This window comes from Streptomyces cahuitamycinicus, from assembly GCF_002891435.1.
In the GTDB taxonomy this organism is placed as follows: domain Bacteria; phylum Actinomycetota; class Actinomycetes; order Streptomycetales; family Streptomycetaceae; genus Streptomyces; species Streptomyces cahuitamycinicus.
On the sequence record NZ_POUC01000009.1, the window covers coordinates 39,545 to 54,490 of the forward strand.

16 protein-coding genes and 1 pseudogene are annotated in these 14,946 nt (G+C 70.0%); 6 read left to right on the plus strand and 11 right to left on the minus strand.

The window, feature by feature from the left end; translation table 11 throughout:
- Nucleotides 1-53 precede the first annotated feature (53 nt).
- Complete coding sequence (gene leuA / locus C1J00_RS02590) at nt 54-1,775, minus strand: 2-isopropylmalate synthase (RefSeq protein ID WP_102907396.1); 1,722 nt, start codon at nt 1,773-1,775, stop codon at nt 54-56.
- Between the two features lie 331 nt (nt 1,776-2,106).
- Here leuA and C1J00_RS02595 point away from each other — a divergent pair, with 331 nt between their 5' ends.
- From C1J00_RS02595 to C1J00_RS02605, 3 genes are read left to right on the plus strand one after another with little or no spacing between them, the layout of a single operon-like run.
- Nucleotides 2,107-3,168, plus strand: a complete 1,062-nt coding sequence (locus tag C1J00_RS02595) for a M4 family metallopeptidase (protein WP_102907397.1) — start codon at nt 2,107-2,109, stop codon at nt 3,166-3,168.
- 20 nt (nt 3,169-3,188) lie between these two features.
- Nucleotides 3,189-3,455 (plus strand): protealysin inhibitor emfourin, encoded by a 267-nt coding sequence (locus C1J00_RS02600; protein ID WP_102907398.1) that lies wholly within the window; start codon nt 3,189-3,191, stop codon nt 3,453-3,455.
- 58 nt (nt 3,456-3,513) lie between these two features.
- Nucleotides 3,514-4,836: a GH1 family beta-glucosidase gene (locus C1J00_RS02605; protein ID WP_102907413.1), complete on the plus strand. Its 1,323-nt coding sequence runs from the start codon at nt 3,514-3,516 to the stop codon at nt 4,834-4,836.
- Here the strand turns inward: C1J00_RS02605 and C1J00_RS02610 are convergent.
- From C1J00_RS02610 to C1J00_RS02620, 3 genes are read right to left on the minus strand one after another with little or no spacing between them, the layout of a single operon-like run.
- The gene (locus C1J00_RS02610; protein WP_102907399.1) at nt 4,826-5,638 is read right to left on the minus strand and encodes an SAM-dependent methyltransferase; all 813 of its coding nucleotides are present in this window, start codon (nt 5,636-5,638) and stop codon (nt 4,826-4,828) included. The genes C1J00_RS02605 and C1J00_RS02610 overlap by 11 nt on opposite strands.
- 50 nt (nt 5,639-5,688) lie before the next feature.
- Nucleotides 5,689-5,940: a DUF397 domain-containing protein gene (locus C1J00_RS02615; RefSeq protein ID WP_102907400.1), complete on the minus strand. Its 252-nt coding sequence runs from the start codon at nt 5,938-5,940 to the stop codon at nt 5,689-5,691.
- The gene (locus C1J00_RS02620; RefSeq protein WP_102907401.1) at nt 5,937-6,809 is read right to left on the minus strand and encodes a Sco1979 family transcriptional regulator; all 873 of its coding nucleotides are present in this window, start codon (nt 6,807-6,809) and stop codon (nt 5,937-5,939) included. Before C1J00_RS02620 ends, C1J00_RS02615 begins: the two co-directional genes overlap by 4 nt.
- Before the next feature lie 248 nt (nt 6,810-7,057).
- Between C1J00_RS02620 and C1J00_RS02625 the strand changes: the two genes are divergently transcribed.
- Nucleotides 7,058-7,504 carry an ATP-binding protein gene (locus C1J00_RS02625; protein ID WP_102907402.1) on the plus strand — a complete coding sequence of 149 codons (447 nt, stop codon included), beginning with the start codon at nt 7,058-7,060 and terminating at the stop codon, nt 7,502-7,504.
- 12 nt (nt 7,505-7,516) lie between these two features.
- On the opposite strand, the gene era is transcribed toward C1J00_RS02625, so the two are convergent.
- Entirely contained in the window at nt 7,517-8,479 is a 963-nt protein-coding gene (gene era, locus C1J00_RS02630) for a GTPase Era (protein ID WP_180989372.1), read from the minus strand.
- 157 nt (nt 8,480-8,636) lie between these two features.
- On the opposite strand from era, the pseudogene C1J00_RS46315 reads away from it, so the two are divergent.
- Nucleotides 8,637-8,780: pseudogene (locus tag C1J00_RS46315) on the plus strand (ammonium transporter); the annotation flags it as partial.
- Complete coding sequence (locus C1J00_RS02640) at nt 8,777-9,115, plus strand: P-II family nitrogen regulator (RefSeq protein WP_102907403.1); 339 nt, start codon at nt 8,777-8,779, stop codon at nt 9,113-9,115. The pseudogene C1J00_RS46315 and the gene C1J00_RS02640, both read left to right, overlap by 4 nt.
- 26 nt (nt 9,116-9,141) lie before the next feature.
- On the opposite strand, the gene C1J00_RS02645 is transcribed toward C1J00_RS02640, so the two are convergent.
- From C1J00_RS02645 to C1J00_RS02670, 6 genes are all read right to left on the minus strand, one after another.
- On the minus strand, nt 9,142-9,618 hold the full coding sequence (locus C1J00_RS02645; RefSeq protein WP_102907404.1) for a hypothetical protein: 477 nt from the start codon (nt 9,616-9,618) through the stop codon (nt 9,142-9,144).
- A 399-nt stretch (nt 9,619-10,017) separates the two neighbouring features.
- Entirely contained in the window at nt 10,018-10,371 is a 354-nt protein-coding gene (locus C1J00_RS02650) for a cytidine deaminase-like protein (protein WP_102907405.1), read from the minus strand.
- Between the two features lie 20 nt (nt 10,372-10,391).
- Nucleotides 10,392-10,751 carry an MmcQ/YjbR family DNA-binding protein gene (locus C1J00_RS02655; protein ID WP_102907406.1) on the minus strand — a complete coding sequence of 120 codons (360 nt, stop codon included), beginning with the start codon at nt 10,749-10,751 and terminating at the stop codon, nt 10,392-10,394.
- Nucleotides 10,748-12,055: a hemolysin family protein gene (locus C1J00_RS02660; RefSeq protein WP_102907407.1), complete on the minus strand. Its 1,308-nt coding sequence runs from the start codon at nt 12,053-12,055 to the stop codon at nt 10,748-10,750. The genes C1J00_RS02655 and C1J00_RS02660 overlap by 4 nt, the downstream gene beginning before the upstream one ends.
- Before the next feature lie 8 nt (nt 12,056-12,063).
- Entirely contained in the window at nt 12,064-12,561 is a 498-nt protein-coding gene (gene ybeY / locus C1J00_RS02665) for an rRNA maturation RNase YbeY (protein ID WP_102907408.1), read from the minus strand.
- Between the two features lie 14 nt (nt 12,562-12,575).
- Nucleotides 12,576-14,645 (minus strand): PhoH family protein, encoded by a 2,070-nt coding sequence (locus tag C1J00_RS02670; protein ID WP_245936154.1) that lies wholly within the window; start codon nt 14,643-14,645, stop codon nt 12,576-12,578.
- Nucleotides 14,646-14,946 lie beyond the last annotated feature (301 nt).

The following is a 14,946-nucleotide window of genomic DNA, read 5'->3' on the forward strand; positions in this document are numbered from 1 at the left end:
GGAGCGCCTGCGGCGGCCGCGAACGGCCCCGGGCCGCCGACCCGTACGGCTGGTCAGCGAGCCGCGCGGTTGACGGCCGAGACGACCGCCTTCAGCGAGGCCCGCGTCGTGTTCGCGTCGATTCCGATCCCCCACAGGACCTTGTCGCCGATCGCGCATTCGATGTAGGAGGCGGCCTGCGCGGAGGCGCCCTCGCTCATCGTGTGCTCCTGGTAGTCCAGCAGGCGTACGTCGATGCCGACGGACTGCAGGGCGTCGAAGAAGGCCGAGATCGGACCGTTGCCGGAACCGGTCAGGACGGTGTCCTGGCCGTCCAGTGTGGCCTCCACCTTCAGTGTGTCCACGCCGTCGGTGTCGGTCGTCGACTGGTTGTTCTTGACCTGGATCCGGCCCCACGGGTTCTCGGGGTTGGGCAGGTACTCGTCCTGGAAGACCGACCAGATGTCCTTCGGTGTGACCTCGCCGCCCTCGGCGTCCGTCTTGGCCTGGATGACCTTGGAGAACTCGACCTGCATACGGCGCGGCAGGTCCAGACTGTGGCCGTCCTTGAGGACGTAGGCGATACCGCCCTTGCCGGACTGCGAGTTGACCCGGATGACCGCCTCGTAGGAGCGGCCGACGTCCTTGGGGTCGATGGGCAGGTAGGGGACGGCCCACTCGATGTCGTCGACGGTGACGCCCTTGGCGGCGGCGTCGGCCTCCATGGCGTCGAAGCCCTTCTTGATGGCGTCCTGGTGGGAGCCGGAGAAGGACGTGTAGACCAGGTCGCCCACGTACGGGTGGCGCGGGTGGACCTCCATCTGGTTGCAGTACTCCCACGTGCGACGGATCTCGTCGATGTCGGAGAAGTCGATCTGCGGGTCGACGCCCTGCGAGAAGAGGTTCATGCCCAGGGTGACCAGGTCGACGTTGCCGGTGCGCTCGCCCTGCCCGAACAGGCAGCCCTCGACGCGGTCGGCGCCGGCCATCAGGGCCAGCTCGGCGGCTGCGACGGCGGTGCCGCGGTCGTTGTGGGGGTGGATCGACAGGCAGACGTGCTCGCGGCGGGAGAGGTTGCGGCCCATCCACTCGAAGCGGTCGGCGTGCGTGGAGGGCGTGGAGCGCTCGACGGTCGCCGGCAGATTCAGGATGATCTCGCGGCCCGGGCCGGGCTGCCAGACGTCCATCACCGCCTCGCAGACCTCCAGGGCGAAGTCCAGCTCGGTGTCGGTGAAGATCTCGGGGCTGTACTGGTAACCGAACTCGGTCTCGGGACCCAGCAGCTTCTCCGCGTACTCCATGACCAGGCGCGTGCCGTCGACGGCGATCTGCTTGATGTCGTCCTTGGAGCCGCGGAAGACGACCCGGCGGAAGACCGGCGCGGTGGCGTTGTACAGGTGGACGGTCGCGCGCTTGGCGCCCTTCAGCGACTCCACCGTGCGCTCGATCAGGTCCTCGCGGGCCTGGGTCAGTACGGAGATGGTGACGTCGTCGGGGATGGCCCCGGGCTCCTCGATGATGGAGCGCACGAAGTCGAAGTCGGTCTGGCCGGAGGCCGGGAAGCCGACCTCGATTTCCTTGTAGCCCATCTTCACCAGCAGGTCGAACATGGCGCGCTTGCGGGCGGGCGACATGGGGTCGATCAGGGCCTGGTTGCCGTCGCGCAGGTCGGTGGAGAGCCAGCGGGGGGCGGTGGTGATGCGCTGCTCCGGCCAGGTGCGGTCCGGGATGTCGACCTGCTCGTAGCGGCCGTACTTGTGGGTCGGCATGGAACTGGGCTGCTGGCGGTTCGCCATGATGCTTAGGGCTCCTCAGAGGGTGTCCGGAAGGACGGCCGACGACGCAGCACCAAGCTCCGCGGGGAGGGAGTCGGCCTCTACAGGCCCTCGCCGCGGCAGCTAAGGAGAAGCAGCCCGAAACGCATGATGCGCAGCATGCTAGTGGAGCCTCTCCCGGCGCGTGGGGTCGTATCAGTATGCGGGACCGGGCGCACATAGGGGACAAAAAGTGCGCTACGCCACTTCCCCATAGCACCCACCACGGAGCGTGAGGGCCTGTGTCCCGGTATTTCACCAATCATGGTGGCGACTAGTGACAGTTCCGTCACGCAGTGCAAGGGTGCCGGGCATGACGACCCACGGGGGCTTCGAGCCCGTCTTCTGCACCATCGTTCCGCCTCATGTCCTCGACCGGCTCGCCCAGGCCGAGGACCCCGCACTCGCCCGTCCCGCCCGCCGCACCCTGCAGCGTGACGCCTTCGAGCGCACCCAGCGCCGCCTCACCACGGTCATCGGCGCGACCGCCGCCGCCGCGGTCGCCGACGGCAGGCCGCAGCGCACCGTCCACGACGCCCGGCACGGCACCGACCTGCCCGGCCACAAGGTCCGCGGCGAGGGCGACAAGCCCGGCAAGGACGCCACCGTCAACCGCGCCTACGCCGGTCTCGGCGCCACCTTCGAGCTGTTCCTCCAGGCCTACCGGCGCGACTCGATCGACGGGAACGGCCTCCCGCTGAACGCGACGGTGCACTACGACCGCGACTACAACAACGCGTTCTGGAACGGCGAGCAGATGGTCTTCGGCGACGGGGACGGGGAGATCTTCCTCGACTTCACGATCCCGATCGACGTCATCGGCCACGAACTCGCGCACGGCGTCACGCAGTACACGGCCAACCTCACCTACTTCGGCCAGCCCGGCGCGCTCAACGAGTCCCTGTCGGATGTCTTCGGCGCCCTGATCAAGCAGTACACCCTGGGCCAGACCGCCGCCGAGGCCGACTGGCTGATCGGCGCGGGCCTGCTCGCCCCCCGGGTGACGGGCACGGCGCTGCGCTCCATGAAGGAGCCGGGCACGGCGTACGACGACGACGTCCTCGGCAAGGACCCGCAGCCGGCGACGATGGACGACTTCGTGCGCACGGGCCGCGACAACGGCGGTGTCCACATCAACTCGGGCATCCCGAACCACGCCTTCCACCTCGCGGCCACGGCCCTCGGCGGCCACGCCTGGGAGCGGGCCGGGCAGGTCTGGTACGACGTGCTGACCGGCGGCGAGCTGAGGCAGGACGCGATGTTCACCGACTTCGCCACGCTCACCGTCAAGGCCGCCCGGGAACGCTTCGGCGACGGGGAGGAACTGGACGCCGTGTCGAAGGGCTGGGAGCAGGTCGGGGTGCGGACCCTGTAGTTCCGTACTAGACAGGTGTCATGCGTATTCAGGTGCGGCGCACGGGCGGTTTCGCGGGCATCGAGCGGCATGCCGAGGTGGACACCTCGGGCCGCTCCGATGCCTCCGAGTGGCACGCGCTGGCCGAGCAGGCAGTCGCCGCCGGCCGCAGCACGCCTCCGGTCGGGGTCCCGGACGGGTTCAGCTACCAGCTCACCGTGGACGGGAGGACGGTGTACTGCGCGGATCCCCGGCTGACGGACGAGCAGCGGAAGCTGATCTCGCGGGTGCTGAAGGAAGGGGCCTGACGGCTCCTTCCCGCCCGGCCGTTGACTTCCGTTACCGCCGGTACGGATGATCCAGCGCATGGCGACTGACGCAGGCAACCCGATCCCCCGCTTCCCGGCCGGCTTCCTCTGGGGCGTGTCCACCTCGGCGCACCAGATCGAGGGCGGCGCGGACGAACGCGAGCCGTCCGTGTGGGACGCCTTCACGGCCACGCCGGGGCGGGTGAAGGACGGCTCGACGGCGGATGTGGCCTGCGACCACGTCCACCGCCACCGCGAGGACGTGGCGCTCCTGGCCGGCCTGGGCGTGAACGCCTACCGCTTCTCGGTCTCCTGGCCGCGGGTGCGCTCCGGGAAGGGCCTGGACTTCTACGACCGGCTGGTGGACGACCTGTGCGCGGCGGGCGTCCGCCCGGTGCCGACCCTGTTCCACTGGGACCTGCCGGCGGAGCTGGACTGGCTGGAGCGGGACACCGCCGAGCGCTTCGCCGAGTACGTGTCCCTGGTGGCCGGCCGCCTCGGCGACCGTGTGACGAAGTGGATCACCCTGAACGAGCCCGCCGAGCACACCCTGCTGGGCCACGCCCTGGGCGTGCACGCACCGGGGAAGCGGCTGCTGTTCGACGCGCTGCCGGTCGCCCACCACCAGCTGCTCGCCCACGGCCTGGCCGTCCGGGCCCTGCGCGCCGCGGGCGCCACGGACATCGGCGTCGCCAACTCGCACGGGCCGACCTGGGCGGCGTCGCAGGAGGCGGCGGACGTGGAGGCGGCGGACTTCTACGACCTGCTGCTGAACCGCCTGTTCGCGGACCCGCTGCTGCTGGGCCGGTACCCGGACGGCATCGGCGAGCTGATGCCCGGGGACGTCGAGGCCGACCTCAAGGTGATCGCCGAGCCGCTGGACTGGTACGGGATCAACTACTACGCCCCGACCAGGGTGGGTGCCCCCCAGGGCGCGGAGATCGAGTTCGGCGGGGTCACCATGCCCGCCGAACTCCCCTTCTCCGTCCGGGAGATCGAGGGCCGGCCGGTCACGGACTTCGGCTGGCCGGTCGTGCCCGAGGGCCTCAGCGAGCTCCTCACCACCTTCCGCGACCGCTACGGCGACCGGCTCCCGCCCGTCGTCATCACCGAGAACGGATGTTCGTACCCGGGCGTCGACGACCAGGACCGCATCGCCTACCTGGACGGCCACATCCGGGCGCTGCACCGGGCCGTGGAGGCCGGCGTCGACGTGCGCGGCTACTTCGTGTGGTCCCTGCTCGACAACTTCGAGTGGGCGGAGGGCTACGCACGCCGCTTCGGCCTGGTCCACGTCGACTTCGGCACGCTGGAGCGGACCCCGAAGGCGTCGTACCACTGGTACCGGGAGCTGCTGCGGGGGCAGACGGCTACGGCTTGATGCCCACCCCGGTCCAGAGGCTGACCTCGGCGTCCGTCGGGGCGTCGCCCTGCACGGCGTCCGGGCGCCAGCGGTGGCCGACCGCGACGCCCGGCTCCAGCAGGTCCAGGCCGTCGAAGAAGCGGGCGACGTCCTGGCGCGAGCGGAACCGCACCGGCGTACCGGCCGAGGTGTAGATGTCGGTGACCTTCTGCCAGGTAGCCGGGTCGAAGTCGGGCGTGCAGTGGCTCAGTGCCAGGGCGCTGCCCGAGGGCAGCACGTCCAGCAGGCGGCGCACGATGCCGTACGGGTCCTGGGCGTCGGTGACGAAGTGCATCAGGGCGTTCAGGGACAGCGCCACCGGGCGGTCCAGGTCCAGGATGTCGGCCAGTTGGGGCGCGTTCAGCAGCGACTGCGGGTCGTTGACGTCCGCCTCGATGTACGTGGTGCGGCCCTCGGAGGTGCTGCGCATCAGACGCTCGGCGTACTTGAGGACGAGCGGGTCGTTGTCGGCGTAGACCACCCGGGCGTCCGGGACCACGGACTGGGCGACCTGGTGCAGGTTGGGCTCGGTGGGGATGCCGGTGCCGATGTCCAGCCACTGGCGGATGCCGTGCTCCCGGGCGAGGACCCGGGTGGCGCGGTGCATGAAGGCCCGGTTCTCTCGGGCGCACACGAATATGGCGGGGTAGGCCTCGGCGACCCGCTCGGCCGCCTGCTTGTCGACGTCGAAGTGGTCCTTGCCGCCGAGGTAGTAGTCGTACATGCGGGCGGAGTGCGGCCTGCTGGTGTCGATGTCCCGCGCGGCGTGCGAGGTGCTCATGAGGGGTGCCTCTCGGTGGGGGTGGTGGTGCGAGTCGGTCCGCCAGGGCTTCAGCGGGCCGTCAGATGGTCGGCGAGGCCCTGCTTGACCCCCGTGACGAACGCGGTGATCTCCTCGGGCGTGTAGATCAGCGCGGGACCGGCGGGATCGGCCGACTGGCGCACGGCCACGCGGCCGTCGGTGAGCTGCTTCGTCTCCACGCACTGACCCCCGTTGGGGCCGCTCCACGGACGTTCCCAGCCCTGCTCGCCGAGGTCCGACGCGGGCATGCCGTTGTACACGGCACCCTCGGTGACGGTCATGAGTACTCCTTCCGCATGCGGTTCAGCAGCGCCTTGCTGTCCGCGGACGAGGTCTTCAGCGACAGCCGGTTGTGCGCCTCCAGATGGGCCACGACGTCCGCGCGCTGGTCGAGGTAGACGGACGCGGAGAGGATCTCGCTGTAGACGATGTCGGGCAGCTCCCGCTCCTCGAACCGGAAGTAGGTGAAGGGCGCGCACGCCCCGACGTGGGCACCCGCGGCGAACGGCACGATGTCGACGCTGACGTGCTCCAGCTCGGACGCCTCCAGGAGGCGGTCGATCTGGTCCCGCATCACCTCGGGACCGCCCGCCACCCGGTGCAGTACGGCCTCCTCCATCACCACCCACAGGGTGGGCGCGTCCGGCTTGGTGAGCAGGCCCTGGCGGCGCAGCCTGAGCTCCACGCGCCGGTCGAGGTCGTCCTCGCTGTCGTTCGGGAAGCCGCCGCGCAGCACGGCACGGGCGTAGCCGGGCGTCTGGAGCAGGCCCGTGACGTAGTGCGGCTCGTAGGTGCGCAGCGTTCTGGCGCCGGTCTCCAGGCTCACGTAGGCCGTGAACCAGGACGGCATCACATCGCGGTACGGGTGCCACCAGCCGGGCTCGTTGGCCCGCTCGGCCAGGGTGACGAACTCGTCGATCTCCTGCCGGCCGGCCCCGTAGGTCTCCAGCAGTTTCTCGACGTAGAGGATCTTCAGGCCGACCTCGGCCTTCTCCAGACGGCGGATGGTCAGCGGGGTGACGCGCAGGGCCTTGGCGGCGTCGTCGAGGGACAGGCCCGCGTGCTGCCGGGCCTCCTGGAGCCGGCGGCCCAGGATCATGCGCAGGACGGTGGGGGCACCGGCGCCGGTTCCTGGTCGCGGGTCGCTCACGCCGTGCCTCCTGAGGGGTCGTCACCGCCGCTGGTTTTGCGAGGACTTGAACGATTCATCGAATCGTTGGGCCTGGGCGATACCGTCCATCTGAAATTATCAGGGAGATGGTTGCAGCGTGAACTGCTCTCCGCGCATAGTTACTTGTGTGACCAGGGTTCCGGAAGCACCAACCCCCACAGCCGGCCGGTCCGTTGTCCGCTCGCCCCTTCCTTGACTTCGCCCACCCCCCACGGAAGGCGATCGCCGTGTCCCCCCACACGACATCCACTCCCCGGTTCCTGGACGCGGTGCGCCCGGACCGCACCGACTGGCTGGAGCTGCCGCCGCAGCGGACCAGTGTCAGAGTCGCCCGTCATGCCATGCGCGCGCGGCTGGCCGCGTGGCGGGTGCCCGAGGAGGCGTGCGCGAACGCGGTGCTGCTCGTGTCCGAGCTGGTGACCAACGCCGTGCTGCACACGCTCAGCGAGCGGATCCTGTGCGGGGTCCAGCTGATGACGGACGCGCGCTTCCGGCTGGAGGTGCACGACGGCGACCTCACGGGCCGCGGCATCCCCGACCGCTGCCCCGGCCCCGATGACGAGAACGGCCGCGGCCTGCTGCTCGTACGGGAGATAGCCGACAGCTGGGGCATCACCCGCTCGACCCTCACGGGCGGCAACGCGGTGTGGGCGAGCCTCGGGTCGCCGTTATAGGCGGTGAGGCCCTCAGAACCCCAGCTTGCGCAACTGCCGCGGATCCCGCTGCCAGTCCTTCGCGACCTTCACATGCAGGTCCAGGAACACGGGCGTGCCCAGCAGGGCCTCGATCTGCTTGCGGGACTTGATGCCGACCTCCTTCAGGCGTTTGCCCTTGGGGCCGATGATGATGCCCTTCTGGCTGGGGCGCTCGATGTAGACGAAGGCGTGGATGTCGAGGAGGGGCTTGTCGGCGGGGCGGTCCTCGCGCGGGAGCATCTCCTCGACGACGACCGCGATGGAGTGCGGCAGCTCGTCGCGGACGCCTTCAAGCGCGGCCTCGCGGATCAGCTCCGCGATCATGACCTGCTCCGGCTCGTCGGTCAGGTCGCCCTCGGGGTAGAGGGCCGGGCCCTCGGGCAGGAGCGGGACGATCAGGTCGGCCAGCAGGCCCACCTGCTTGTCGCCGACCGCGGAGACCGGGACGATCTCCGCCCACTCGAAGCCCAGTTCCTGACCGAGCTGGTCGATCGCGATGAGCTGCTCGGCGAGCGTCTTGCCGTCCACCAGGTCGGTCTTCGTGACGATCGCGATCTTCGGCGTCTTCTTGATGGACGCCAGTTCCTTGGCGATGAAACGGTCACCGGGGCCGAGCTTCTCGTTCGCCGGCAGACAGAAGCCGATCACGTCGACCTCGGCCCACGTCGTGCGCACGATGTCGTTGAGCCGCTCACCCAGCAGCGTGCGCGGCTTGTGCAGGCCCGGGGTGTCGACCAGGATCAGCTGGGCGTCCGGGCGGTGCACGATGCCCCGTACGGTGTGCCGCGTCGTCTGCGGCTGGTTCGCCGTGATCGCCACCTTCTGGCCGACCAGAGCATTCGTGAGGGTGGACTTGCCCGCGTTGGGACGGCCCACGAAGCAGGCGAAGCCAGCCCTGTGGACAGCTCCGGCCGGCTCTTCGGATGACTGGGTACGAACGCTCATGGCGCCCATTGTCCCTGATCCACGGAGCCGCCCCGCACCGGACGTGCCTCGTGGGTTTCCCGGTCTCCCGCTTTCGCTCCGTATCCGGCGCGCACGGACCGTGTCCGTGGTCCGGGAATGCGGCAGCGGGGTCCTCCACGCCCCGGGATACCGGATCGGACGTGGACGGTCGAACGAGGAGCGGGAGCGGACCGGCCCGGACCTTACGGCGCGCGCGGAGACGGCCTACGATCACGGGGTCCTGGGCCACGGTGCCCCGGTCTCCTCCTCCGTCGTCCCCCACGCCCGGAAGGTCACCCCCCAGGCATGAAGCTCATCACCGCGATCGTCAAGCCGTACCGCCTCGACGAGGTCAAGAACGCCCTGCGGGCACTCGGCGTGCACGGCCTGACCGTCAGCGAGGCCAGCGGCTACGGCCGGCAACGCGGCCACACCGAGGTGTACCGAGGCGCCGAGTACCAGGTCGACCTGGTGCCCAAGGTCCGGATCGAGGTCGTCGTCGAGGACGCGGAGGCCGACACCGTCATCGACGCGGTCGTGAAGGCCGCGCACACGGGCAAGATCGGGGACGGCAAGGTGTGGGCGCTGCCGGTGGACACGGTCGTGCGCGTGCGGACGGGCGAGCGCGGCCCCGACGCGCTCTGACGCCGGGGCCGCGTCGCCTTTCGTTCTCAGTCGAACACGAAGGGGCCCGGTGACTGCGGCCCGCTCGCCGTGCAGGTGATGGTGATGCCGAAGACGGTCATCCTCAGCGAGCCGCCGAAGGCATCGAGGCTGTCGCCGGAGGCCACGGTGCCGCTGAGGGGGCCGACCTCGACGGGGGCGCCGGCGGCCATCGCCGGGTTCTCCGTGCCGGTGAAGTCGACGGTGCCGCCGCCGCTCTTCACCAGGGTGAGGGCGGACGTGATCGAGTCCTCTCCCAGCGCGATGGGCGCCGTGATGGCGGAGGACTTGACGGTGAGGGTGGCGGCGGTGCCGTTCTGCGTGGCCGTGAGTGTGGCCTCGCCGCTGCCGAAGCTGCCGCAGTCCGCGCTGATCGTCGCCGTCTGGGGGGTGACGGCGAGGGCTGCGGGGGCGAAGGCGAGCCCGGTGACCGCGAGGGCCCCGGCCGCCAGTGCCGCGCCTGCTCCGATTCGCTTGCATCTCATGGGATTCCGGCTCCGTTTCCGTGTGGGGGGACCGCTCGGCAGGTGAGTGCGGGCACGCTGCGCGAGAGCCGAACCTGACGGTCCGTCGGAACTTACGGTTCCATTGATGCGCCTGGGGCAGGGGGCGGCAAGGTTGAAAACTGGCCTAATTACCGGCGGTTACAGCGAAGTTCGGCCAGTGGTGACAGTGGACCGGGCCGGCCGGCCACCGACCAGGCCGTCCGGCGCTTGAGGACGAGGCCGTCCGGCGCTTGAAGTCCAGGCCGTTCGGCACTTGAGGACCGGGCCGACCGGCGCTCGCGGTCCAGGCCGACCGGCGCTCGCGGTCCAGGCCGTCCGGCGCTTGAGGGCCGGGCCGTTCGGGCCGATGAGGGTCCGTGGGGCGCAGGCCCCGGGGCCTCAGCCCGCCCTGACCGTCAGCCGGACGACACCGTCGAACCCCGCCACCAGCACGGGCGTCTCCGCACCGCCGAGGTCACGCACCGCCGCCCGGTCCTCCGCGGACGCGGTCTGCGCCTCGGTCACGACCGCCGCCGCCTCCAGCGACCGCGCGCCCGAGGCGACCGCCATCGCCACCGCCGTCCGCAGGGCACTGAGCTTCAGGGAGTCGAGGGCCACGGTGCCCGCGACATAGGTGCGTCCGGTCTCGTCCCGTACGGCAGCGCCCTCGGGCACGCCGTTGCGGGCCCGCGCGGCACGGGCCAGGGTGACGATCTTGCGGTCCTCGGGGTCGAGCGCGCTGCTGTCGGTCATGATCCGAGCATACGGAAGCGTCATGGGCGGTCGAGGCACAGGCGGTCCGCTCGGGGCAGGCCCGCCACGACCAGGTCGTACGAGTCCTCGATGAGCTCCCGGACCAGTCCGTCCGGGAGTTCGCCGTCGACCGTGACCGTGTTCCAGTGGCGCTTGTTCATGTGCCAGCCGGGGACGATGAGGCCCTCGTGCTCGCGGCGCAGCCGGATCGCCTCCTCCGGGTCGCACTTGAGGTTGGCCCTCAGGGGGCGCGCGTCCAGGTACGACAGGGCGAAGAGCTTCCCCCGCACCTTGAAGACCGAGATCTCCGGGCTGAACGGGAAGTCCTCCACCGCCGCGTTGAAGGACAGGCAGAACGCACGCAGTTCCTGCGGGGTCACGCCGGCTTCTCCGCCTTCGAAGGCGGGGCCGCCGCGTCCACCGGCTCCGCCAGCACCGTCACGATCTTGTTCCGGCGGCCGGCGGCGGCCTCCGCGGTCAGGCGCAGCACCCGGCCGTCGGGCAGGTCCACCACGGAGGAGGCTCCCGCGATGGGGACGCGACCCAGCGCCTTGGCCAGCAGGCCGCCGACCGTCTCGACATCCTCGTCGTCGTACTCCTCCAGGCCGTACAGCTCGCCCAGGTCGCCGATGTCGAGGCGGGCCGTGACGCGGAACCGGTCCTCGCCGAGCTCCTCGACCGGCGGCAGTTCACGGTCGTACTCGTCGGTGATCTCGCCGACGATCTCTTCGAGGATGTCCTCGATGGTGACGATGCCGGCCGTGCCGCCGTACTCGTCGATGACGACGGCGACGTGGTTGCGTTCCTTCTGCATCTCGCGCAGCAGGTCACCGGCGTTCTTGGTGTCGGGGACGAAGAACGCCGGGCGCATGGCCGTGGACACCTGCTCGGACTCGGCGTCACGGCTGATGTGCGTCTTGCGGACCAGGTCCTTCAGATACACGATCCCGACTATGTCGTCCTCGCTCTCGCCGGTGACCGGGATGCGCGAGAAGCCGGAGCGCAGGGCGAGTGTGAGGGCCTGGCGGATCGTCTTGAAGCGCTCGATGACCACCAGGTCCGTGCGCGGGACCATGACCTCGCGGACGAGGGTGTCGCCCAGCTCGAAGACTGAGTGCACCATGCGGCGCTCCTCGTCCTCGATGAGGGACTCCTTCTCGGCGAGGTCGACCAGTGCGCGCAGCTCCGCCTCGGAGGCGAAGGGTCCGCGGCGGAAGCCCTTGCCGGGCGTGAGCGCGTTGCCGATGAGGATCAGCAGCGACGGGACGGGGCCCATGATCCGGGCCAGCGGCACCAGGACGTACGCCGAGAGCGTCGCCGTGTTCAGCGGGTGCTGGCGGCCGATGGTGCGCGGGGAGACGCCGACGGCGACGTAGGACACGAGGACCATGACCGCGATGGCGACCAGGAGGGCCTCGGTGGTGCCGTCGAACGCCTGGAGGCAGCCGTAGGTGATCAGCGCGGCGGCGGCCATCTCGCACGCGACGCGGACCAGCAGCGCCACGTTGAGGTAGCGGGTGGGATCGGCGGCGACCTGGGAGAGCTTGGCGCTGCCGCGGCGGCCGGAGCGCACGGCCTCCTCGGCGCGGAAGCTGGAGACGCGCGCGAGGCCCGCCTCCGCACAGGCGGCGAGCCAGGCCACTACGACCAGGGCGACGGCGCCCAGGGCGAGTTGCGGATTCATCGGCGGGCTCAGGAGACCGTCGGCGCCGGGGACGGGCCGGTCAGGCCCCGCTCCGCGCGCCAGCCGTCCACGATGGCCGCCTGGAGGCCGAACATCTCGGCCTTCTCGTCCGGTTCCTCGTGGTCGTAGCCCAGCAGGTGCAGCACGCCGTGGACGGTGAGCAACTGGAGCTCCTCGTCCATGGAGTGCTGCGTGTCGGCTTCCTCGCCCTGCTTCTGCGCGACCTCGGGGCACAGCACGATGTCGCCGAGCAGCCCCTGGGGCGGCTCGTCGTCGTCCTTGGAGGGCGGGCGCAGCTCGTCCATCGGGAAGGACATGACGTCCGTCGGACCCGGGAGGTCCATCCACTGGATGTGGAGCTGCTCCATGGCGTCGGCGTCCACGACGATCACCGAGAGCTCGGAGAGCGGGTGGATGCGCATCCGAGCGAGCGCGTAGCGGGCGATGTCGAGGACCGCCTGCTCGTCGACCTCGGTGCCTGACTCGTTGTTGACGTCGATCGACATGGTGCTGTGTGTGTCTACTTCCCCTTGTGCCCGGACTTGCCGCGGCTCTTGTGCGCGCCGTTCTGGGTGCCGTGCGTGGTGTCGTACTTCTCGTACGCGTCGACGATACGGCCCACCAGCTTGTGCCGGACGACGTCCTGGGAGGAGAGCCGGGAGAAGTGCACGTCCTCCAAGCCTTCCAGGATGTCCTGCACCTGCCGCAGCCCGCTCTTCGTCCCGTCCGGCAGGTCGACCTGCGTGACGTCACCCGTGATCACGATCTTCGACTCGAAGCCGAGGCGGGTGAGGAACATCTTCATCTGCTCGGGGCTCGTGTTCTGGGCCTCGTCCAGGATGATGAAGGCGTCGTTGAGCGTGTTGTGCGTCAGCAGGTGGTCCTGCGTGACGTACAACGAGTCCTCGGCCGCCACCTGGATACAGACGGTCTCCTCCCGGCCTGCGGGCTCGATGCTGTCGATGAACCGCATCGGGCGCCCGCCGCCTCCGGCAGCGAGGTACTTGTCGCGCTTACGGGGGAGGCGGAAGGGTTCGATGCCTTCGGGGAGGCGGATGTCGATGACATGAGCGTCGTACCGGTATCGGACCTCCCGCCCCCTGGCGAGGCCGGGCCTGCGCCCCTCGGCGGCCCTGCGGCGGGTGTACGCCACACCGCCCAGCGACTGCACCAGGGCGATGACGTCGTCGCGGAGCAGAGCCGACGTCGTCGTGTACTGGATCCGGCAGGTGCGGTGCTTCTGCGTCACCGGGCCGCCATCGGAGTCCAGCAGGCCCTGGAGGACCGCCAGCCGTACCTCAGCCGAGTTGTACAGGTAGCCGTCCGGGACGAACTTGGAGTGCGAGCGAGTACGCAGCAGGTCCAGTTCACGCAGGGCACGCGTGACGGGGTTCTCCAGGGTGATCACGTCGCCCGGGGACTTGATCCGGTTGAGAACGTAGTCCGGTCCGCGCTTGTGCCGCACGGCGACACCGGGCAGCGAGGCCTCCAGAGCGTCGGCCAGTTCCGGATCCTCGGTCGCGAAGGAGGGGGTCGTGGAGCCGGTGAGGCAGCCGTCACCGAGCAGCAGTCCCAGGGCGTACGGGTCCATGGGGACGTCTCGCTCCGGCAGCTGGACCGGCGCGGTGAGCATCGGCAGTTCGTACCGGCGAGCGTGAGCCGCCCGCAGGTTGCCGATCATCTCCCGGGTCTCCAGGACCCGCCATGGCTTGCCGCGGCGCTTGTCGGCGGCGGTGCGGACCGTCCACAGGTGCTCACCGCAGCACAGCGTCCAGGAACCGTCCTGGGCCGTGACCCGGTAGATGTCCCGCTCGCCCTGTGGATAGACGCCGAGGACCGGTGTCGGCTCGCCGTTGGACCCGATGACCAGGTCACCGACCTGAAGGTCCCCGATGGGGCGCCAGCCGTCCGGTGTGAGGACTTTGGTGAAGAGCGGTTGCGCCCTGCCCCTCATGTATGCCAGCGGCGCGACCTCGATCGTCCCCGCCGCCATCAGGCGCGGGATCGAGTCCGGGTCGAGCATGTCGTGCAGCGCGTCGTAGAGCGGGCGCAGGTAGGGGTCGATCTTCTCGTAGAGGGTGCCCGGCAGGAAGCCGAGGCGCTCTCCGGCCTCGACCGCGGGGCGGGTCAGGATGATGCGGTTGACCTGCTTGGACTGCAGGGCCTGCACGGCCTTGGCCATCGCCAGGTACGTCTTGCCGGTGCCCGCGGGGCCGATGCCGAACACGATGGTGTGCTTGTCGATGGCGTCGACGTAGCGCTTCTGGTTGAGCGTCTTGGGGCGGATCGTGCGGCCGCGCGAGGACAGGATGTTCTGCGTGAGCACCTCGGCGGGGGTCTCCTGGCCGTCGCTCTCGCCGTTGTCGCTCGCCTTGAGCATGGCGATCGAGCGTTCCACTGCGTCCTCCGTCATCGGCTGCCCGGTGCGGAGCACCAGCATCATCTCGTCGAACACGCGCGAAATGAGGGCGACGTCCTTCTGGTCGCCGACCGCGCTGATCTCGTTGCCCCGGACGTGGATGTCGGCCGCCGGGAAAGCCTTCTCGATCACGCGCAGGAGGGAGTCGCCGGACCCCAGGACGGTGACCATGGGGTGCTGGGCGGGGACAGTGAACTGTGCTCTCGCCTGCTCATGCGCGGGGGTGTGAGCTGTCGATGATTGAGTCATGGGCCGGCGCTGAAGGCCTGCGGTTCCTCCTCGTCACGGCCGCACAGCTGAGGGCGGCCTCGCGACTCCCAGGGTACGACGGGGAGTGACAAGGCCGTAGGGGTTTTGGGGCGGGGTTTGCGACCGAGGCGACAGCTTCGCAGCGACAGCGGCTCCCGGCCGACAGCTTCGGGGGCGACAGCAGCTCCTGGCCGAGTGATTCGGGTGGTGGGTGGGCATAGGC